We start from the raw sequence: 7,453 nt of genomic DNA, 5'->3' as shown, positions 1-7,453 counted from the left end.
TTCAAATAATTCTTTGCTTAATTTTTCTACCCACTGTTCTGTTGCTTTCCGACCACAAGATGTACAGAAGCGACTCTTACAGGTAAAGCCTACATATCTGACTTCATTACATGTCGGACAACAAAATTTGCTATATCCTTCACTCATATCTTTACAAGTTAGCATCTTTTTTACTTCTGACAATACTGTTGGCCTAATTGGGTATTTTTCTTTAAACTCTCCCCATTTATCTTCAAATATTTGTTTTATTATTCCCGTAGCCATAAACAACTCACCCCACTACATAATAACATTTATCCACATACCTAGCAATCTATACTTTCCTAAGCAATAAAAAAAGGTGGTACCGCACCACCTTTTTTATTGAGACATTTGTTTTGCTAAAAAGCTTGCTGCAGCTTCTGCCATTTTTTGTTCTACTTCAGAAAAACTAATCCCGGGTTCTTTACTACATACTATTACTGCACCAATTGGATCACCATTGGCAATGATAGGAGCTATGACTTTGGCTGTGTATTTATTCTCTTCATCTGCTAGAATCGTTAAATCTTTATCTTGATCTCCTTTAATAGTCCTTCTTTCTTCCATAGCCCTTTCAATAGCAGAACCTATGGGTTTATTTAAATACTCTTTTTTAGATCCCCCAGAAATTGCTATTATATTATCTCTATCAGAAATAGCACATATGTGTCCTAAGGAATCATAAAGACTCTCTGCATATTCTTTAGCAAAATCCCCTAATTCTCCGATGGGTGAGTATTTTTTTAGTATTACCTCTCCATCTCTATCTACAAAAATTTCTAAGGGATCTCCTTCTCTGATCTTTAAAGTCCTTCTAATTTCTTTAGGTATTACTACTCTACCAAGGTCATCTATCCGTCTTACAATTCCAGTAGCTTTCACCATATAAACCTCCTCGATTGGATAAGTTGTGGGTCATTCTTCTATTCTCCTATTGCTATTATTTAACGGCGAGGAAGTTTTTATTCATATTTTGCCAACCCTTAATTTGCCAAACGATTTTCTACCCCTTCCCTTAAGCTTTCTAATAAAGCCCAGATCGCCTGTTGGGGTTTTTGCCTTTGTAAATAATCTTTGATTAATCCTTTTAATTCATCATCTAATTCTTCTACTCCAGGTGGTTTAATCTCTGTTACTTCGATAATGTGATAACCATAAATTGTTTTAACAACATCACTTATTTCCCCTACTTTTAAGGAAAAAGCTACTTTTTCAAAATCCTCTACATAAGTACCTCTTTCAGAAAGGCCTAGTTTTCCACCATTTTCTCCTGATGGACATTCTGAAAACTCTTTAGCCAATTGGGCAAAATCTTCTCCCCGTTCAAGCCTAGTTAAAATAGCCCTAGCAGCTTCTTCTGAATCCACTAAGATATGGCGGATATCCCTTCTTTCTTCATAAGTAAACAGTTCTTCTACATTTGCATCATAAAATTCCCTTACTTCTTCATCTGTAACTGGTTCTATATTTTCTTCAATATCTTCAAATAATGCAGTTATTATTAAATTCCTTTTAGCCATTTCCCTAAGATCATTTTCCGTTACCTTATACCTTTTAAGTCTTTTAGTAAATTCTTTTTCATCATTGTTTAAATAATAAGATATTATAAAATTTTTATAATCCTGATATTCTTCTTCAATTTCTTCTTCTGTTACTGTAAAACCTCTTCTTAGGCCTTCTAAATATAATAATTCTTCGTTAATTAAAAAATCTAAATATCTTCTTTCTTCTGCCTCAGTAAATGTCTCTTGTCCAGAGTATAATGTTATACTCAAACTTAAATATTTCTGAAGTTCACCTCGGGTAACTTCTCTTCCATTAATTACTGCAACTACTTCTTTTTGGGTAGAACACCCCGTATATAATACAGCAAAAAACATTACTAGTAAGATTACGGAGATTAACTTTTTGGACATTTCCCCACTTCCCTTCATTTATCATCATTTTTTTATTCTAACAGAGATTAATAAGAAAAACAAGCTAATTTAGAACTGCAAAAAGCTGATGAAATAATTTTTCTATTTCACCTAATAGTTCTGATTTTTCTACTTTCTTTAATTCTATAATTAAGTTATGCCCTTTAGCTGTAAAATTTATGTTTCTATTATTTTGATAAATTTCTAATAAATCTTTACCTGTAATTTTCCCAGTAGGATAGAATTTTATTTCTACACTGTATTCACTTGTCCCCATTTTTTGTAGATAACCTAAACTTTTAGCAGTTATAGATTTTACTTGAAGCTTTTGACCCATTATCTTTATACGAGCTATATCGATTAGGTTTACCGTTTCTATTGGCAGTTCTCCAAACCTATCTATTAGTTCCTCTTCAATTTCCTCTAATCTTTCTAAATTATTAGCAGTGGAGATTTTCCTGTAAAAAGCAATTTTTAATGATTTAGACATCATTTTTTCAGGAATAAATCCATCTATTGGCAGTTCTAAGGTTATTTCTAACAATGGTTCTTCCTTTTTTTGACCTTTCAATTCAGCAATAGCTTCTTCTAGTAATTGACAGTATAGATCAAAGCCGATACTGGCAATAAACCCGTGTTGTTCTACACCTAATATATTTCCTGCTCCCCTAATTTCTAAATCCCTCATCGCAATTTTAAAGCCTGAACCTAACTCGGTAAATTCTTTAATAGCTTGAAGCCTTTTTTGGGCCACTTCAGTTAATACTTTATCTTTTTGATAAGTTAAGTAACAATAGGCTATTCGATTACTCCTTCCTACCCTGCCTCGCAATTGATATAACTGTGATAAACCAAATTTATCAGCATCATAAATAATTAGTGTATTAACATTAGGAATATCTAATCCTGTTTCAATGATAGTAGTGGAAAGTAAAATATCATGTTCTCCTTCTAAAAACTCCAACATAGTTTTTTCTAATTTGTTTTCACTCATTTGTCCGTGGGCAATGGCGATTCTACTATCAGGCAATAAACTCTGTAATCTATTTGCCATCATTTCGATTGTTTGAACTCTATTGTAGAGAAAATATACCTGTCCGCCCCTTTCTATTTCTCTTTTTATAGCAGTTATAATGATATCATCACTATATTCTAAGACATAAGTTTGTACAGGGAAACGGTCTTCTGGAGGTGTTTCAATTACACTTAAATCCCTTATCCCTAACATAGACATATGTAAAGTCCTAGGAATCGGTGTAGCCGTTAATGTCAAAACATCTACCCCTACTTTTAATTGTTTTAATTTTTCTTTATGGGCTACTCCAAACCGCTGTTCTTCGTCAATTATTATTAACCCTAAATCCTTAAAAACAACATTATTTTGAAGTAATTTGTGGGTACCAATGGCAATATCTGTAATCCCTGTAGCCAATCTAAGTAATCCTTCTTCATTCTGCTTTTTAGTTCTAAATCTACTAAAGACATCTATATTTACAGGAAAATCTATAAATCTCTCTTTAAAAGTTTTGTAGTGTTGTTGTGCTAGGATTGTAGTTGGTACAAGGACCGCCACTTGCTTTCCATCTAAAACTGCCTTCATAGCTGCCCGCATTGCTACTTCTGTCTTGCCATACCCTACATCTCCGCACAATAATCTATCCATAGGCTTAGGTTGTTCCATATCCCTTTTTATTTCTTTAATAGCTGTTAATTGATCTTCAGTTTCTGTATAAGGAAAAGTTCCTTCAAATTGGCTTTGCCAGTGGCTATCAGGGCTAAATTGAAATCCTTGGGTATTTTGCCTTTTTGCATATAAATACAATAAATTTTCCGCCATATTTTTGATAGACTTTTTGGCTTTTTGAGTAGTTTTCAACCATTCGTTACCACTTAAACTGTAAATTTTAGGCTCTTTTCCTTCTCCTCCAACATATTTTTGTAATAAATGCAATTGATCTGTAGGGATATATAACTTATCATTTCCAGCGTATTGAACATGGATATAATCCCTTTTACCACCAGCAACCTCTAATGTAATTATCCCTTTAAAAATTCCTATTCCATGATTTATATGAACCACATAATCCCCTATATCCAAATGGGAAATATCGGTAATGTTTATACCTTGTTGTATTCCTTTACCTTTTTTACCCCTTACTCTTTTATAAATTTGACTTTCAACAAAACAAGCAATTTTCCCTTTGTCAAATATAAACCCTTCTTCTAAGGGCCCTTGATTAAAGTAAACCCCTGGTTTACCCCCGTCTCCTAGTAAGATTTTTCGTTCAGTAATTTCTTTTGTTAAATTTTCTTTAGTTTCTTGATTGTTATAATATATTTTAACTTGGTAACCTTCTTGGACTAATTTTTCTACTTCTTTTAAAAACAATTCAATATTACCTGCAAAAACAGGGGCTTGTCTAAAGGGTAGTGAAACTGTATCATCAACTTGAAATGGTCCTAAAGTTCTTAATAAAAGGCATAAATATAAGAGATTTTTTTTGTTTAGTTTATGAATTATTTTATCACTTTCAAAATAAAGGGGAATATTTGTAACTTCTCCCTTTTCTATAAGATGTTTTAAACGCTCCCGATAATCTTTTTCCCAACCTTCCAACTCAGTTTTTATAAAAGGAGGCTCATCTAATACAATAACATATTCATCTAATAAATCTAAAAGGCTTACACCACCATCATAGATAATAGAACTATATTGCCCAAGATTTTCAAATACTAAATTATTCTCTATCCTTTCTAAATCCCTAGTTATTTTTTGTTTAATTTTTATATCTTTACTACTTTCTAGGAGAGTTTTTAATTCATTTATCAGTTTACTTTTTCTATCTTTATTTAAAATATTTAGGGTATTAGGATAGATAGTTATTTCTTCTATAGTTTCCCTTGACCGTTGAGATGACAGATCAAAGTAACGAATGGATTCAACGGTATCGCCAAAAAACTCAATTCTTATAGGATTTATAGATACTGATGGATAAATATCTACAATAGAGCCTCGGATACTAAAGTCCCCTCTTTTCTCCACAAGATTCGCTCTAATATATCCAAGTTCTGTAAGTTTTTCTTCTATATCACTAAAAGGATAATCTTCATTATATTTAATTTTAAACTGTGCTTCTAACAAAATTTCTTTACTAGGTAATATTTCTAATAAGTTTTGAATCTGAGTTACTACTACCCCTAAATTCCCCTCAATAATTCCTTTTAATGTTTCTATCCTTTGTAACTCTAAATCTTTACTTCTATAATCAACTTCCCCAGGCAAAAGGGGATTAGAAGGAAATAGACCTACTTTATCTTCACCTAAATATGTTTTTAATTCATCCATTACCTTTTCAGAACTACTATGATTATTATTTATGAATAATATTTTTATGTCAGTATTTTGAATTAAATTAGCAATTAAAAAACTTTTTTGACCACCTGATAACCCATAAACCAACGTTCTTTTCTTTTTTTTAATATTATTTTCAATTTCTTTAAATTCAGGTATACTCTTAAGTTCCGTATAATTCATATACTAACTCTCCTTAGCTATAAAGTTAAAAAACCTTGATTTATTTTCAAGGCCTATTACTTCCCCTTTGATTATTTACAATTCCTACAACTAAAGAATTGTAGATAATATGAGCAAATATTCCAGTTAGAATACTATAAAAAAGATTTTCTGTTAATCTAAATACTGTTAAAGTTAAATAACCAAAGGCTGCATGTCCAAGTAAGGAAAAAATGGCAGGGTAGATACCTTTTTTCCCATTATTTTTAATATCAATAATTGCTTCTACCAGTCCAAAAATAACATGGGTTAATAGAATCTGAGCTATTAGGTATCCACCATAAGTTTTCAATATTTCTTCGATGATAGCTGCAGTTAATGTAGAATAATCATGTAAGTACTTATAAAGAAGATTATTTAGAATATAAGCAGAAATAGTTATTATCCCTACTATTAAAAGCAAATTAATTTTTCTCACCTCATTTTTCTATTACCCTAGATAAATCTCCTTTTGTTATTATACCCACTAAATATCCATTTTCATTTATAACTGGTAAACGACCAATGTTATTTTCATATAAAACCTGCATAGCCTCTTTAATGGAAGCATTTTCCTGGATAGTTATAGGATTAGATACCATAACAGATACCACTGGTACATCGGCACTATCTGCTAGTTCTGATATAAAACGCTGAGGGTTACGTAAATTTAATAAACTGCCAAGTAAAAGATCGTTATCTAAATCGATTTGTTCCTTCGGTTTATAAACCTCTTTTTCAGTAATTATCCCTATTAGCGTTCCTCTATCATCAACCACAGGGAAACCACCTACCCCATGGACTGCTAATAAATAAGCCACATCTCTAAGGGTAGCCTTAGGATTTACAGTATAAACTTCTTTAGTCATCACATCTTTTACTAGCACCTTTAACCCCCCTTTATTTTTGGTTATTTCTATACTATATTCGCTATAATTTAAATTTTTCCTTTTATTTTAAAATTTTTATAGTAATACTTATTTATTTTTTGTTGTATTTATTCATTATCTGTTGCAAAGTGGAACCATTAATAAACAGTTCCAGTGCTTCACTAGCTAGGTCAATGGCTTCTGATATTAAAGGGATCTGTTCTTTAGGAAAATCACTTAAAACATAATCAGATATATTTTCAAACTCCGGCTTAGAAATCCCCATTCTCAACCGGGGAATTTCTTGACTTCCCAGTTTTTCGATTATTGAAGCCATCCCCTTTTGTCCTCCAGCACTGCCTTTTAATCTTATTCTAAACTTCCCTGTTTCTAAATCTAAATCATCATAAACTACTATTATGTCTTCAAGACTTATTTTGTAGTAATCCACCACTGCTTTTACAGAGTTCCCGCTTAAGTTCATATAAGTTAAAGGCTTTAATAAAATAGTTTTACTTTGTCCCCCTTTTATTTCAGCCATTTCCCCATTGAATTTAGGCTCTTTCTTAAATTTAACATTTAATTTTTTCCCTAAATTATCTAACACCATAAAACCAATATTATGTCTATTAAATTGATATTTATTACCAGGATTACCCAAGCCTACAATTAGTCTCAAAATTCTCTCTCCCTTCATGGATATTTTTCTCTATTTAAAGTTGATATCATTAGATAACACTGTTTAAAAAAAGCGCCATTCGGCGCACTTAAATTCATTTATATTTTATAGTGCTCTCCATGAACTCCTATATAATCTTTGGGATACATTTCTGCTCCACAACTCTCACAGCTAAATCTAGGTGGTATTGATGTATCTCCATCATCCATCATATCAAAGTATTCCACTACTTCCTTGGGAACTTTTTCTACAATCTTGCACCCCAAACAAACATACTCTATAAAATTCTTTAAGTTCACTTTTTGTGGACTCTTTTTCTTGTTACCTTTTTTCTTCTTACTCATCAGTTCATCCCCTTTGTTCTAATTTTAGACACACTACCCCCTTGGTTTTATGACACATACTCTTTCAAAAG

General features: G+C 31.7%; 8 protein-coding genes. All 8 read right to left on the bottom strand.

The features are described from left to right. A partial coding sequence (locus tag BMX60_RS11160; RefSeq protein WP_177159800.1) for a transposase zinc-binding domain-containing protein occupies positions 1 to 264 on the bottom strand: 264 nt, incomplete at its 3' end. A 96-nt stretch (positions 265 to 360) separates the two neighbouring features. After that, complete coding sequence (spoVT, locus tag BMX60_RS11155) at positions 361 to 903, bottom strand: stage V sporulation protein T (protein ID WP_091351520.1); 543 nt, start codon at positions 901 to 903, stop codon at positions 361 to 363. A 101-nt stretch (positions 904 to 1,004) separates the two neighbouring features. Then, a complete protein-coding gene (locus BMX60_RS11150) occupies positions 1,005 to 1,937 on the bottom strand; it encodes a peptidylprolyl isomerase (RefSeq protein ID WP_177159798.1) in 933 nt (310 codons plus the stop codon). A gap of 64 nt (positions 1,938 to 2,001) precedes the next feature. Further along, positions 2,002 to 5,472 (bottom strand): transcription-repair coupling factor, encoded by a 3,471-nt coding sequence (mfd, locus tag BMX60_RS11145; protein WP_091351518.1) that lies wholly within the window; start codon positions 5,470 to 5,472, stop codon positions 2,002 to 2,004. Between the two features lie 46 nt (positions 5,473 to 5,518). Next, positions 5,519 to 5,914 carry a hypothetical protein gene (locus BMX60_RS11140; RefSeq protein ID WP_143055936.1) on the bottom strand — a complete coding sequence of 132 codons (396 nt, stop codon included), beginning with the start codon at positions 5,912 to 5,914 and terminating at the stop codon, positions 5,519 to 5,521. 16 nt (positions 5,915 to 5,930) lie between these two features. Beyond that, positions 5,931 to 6,377: a CBS domain-containing protein gene (locus BMX60_RS11135; RefSeq protein ID WP_091351516.1), complete on the bottom strand. Its 447-nt coding sequence runs from the start codon at positions 6,375 to 6,377 to the stop codon at positions 5,931 to 5,933. Positions 6,378 to 6,471: 94 nt separating this feature from the next. Continuing rightward, positions 6,472 to 7,038, bottom strand: a complete 567-nt coding sequence (pth, locus tag BMX60_RS11130; protein WP_091351515.1) for an aminoacyl-tRNA hydrolase — start codon at positions 7,036 to 7,038, stop codon at positions 6,472 to 6,474. A 98-nt stretch (positions 7,039 to 7,136) separates the two neighbouring features. Then, complete coding sequence (locus BMX60_RS11125; protein ID WP_207648380.1) at positions 7,137 to 7,382, bottom strand: hypothetical protein; 246 nt, start codon at positions 7,380 to 7,382, stop codon at positions 7,137 to 7,139. Between the last annotated feature and the right edge of the window lie 71 nt (positions 7,383 to 7,453).

This window comes from Anaerobranca gottschalkii DSM 13577 (assembly GCF_900111575.1).
Classification (GTDB): Bacteria; Bacillota; Proteinivoracia; order Proteinivoracales; family Proteinivoracaceae; genus Anaerobranca; species Anaerobranca gottschalkii.
Note: the sequence above shows the minus strand (reverse complement) of the source record. Positions and strands in the feature narration are given on the sequence as shown.

Coding starts and splice junctions, on each gene's coding strand:
- BMX60_RS11150 (WP_177159798.1), bottom strand. CDS start 1,937: ATGTCCAAAAAGTTAATCTCCGTAATCTTACTAGTAATGTTTTTTGCT.
- mfd (WP_091351518.1), bottom strand. CDS start 5,472: ATGAATTATACGGAACTTAAGAGTATACCTGAATTTAAAGAAATTGAA.
- BMX60_RS11125 (WP_207648380.1), bottom strand. CDS start 7,382: ATGAGTAAGAAGAAAAAAGGTAACAAGAAAAAGAGTCCACAAAAAGTG.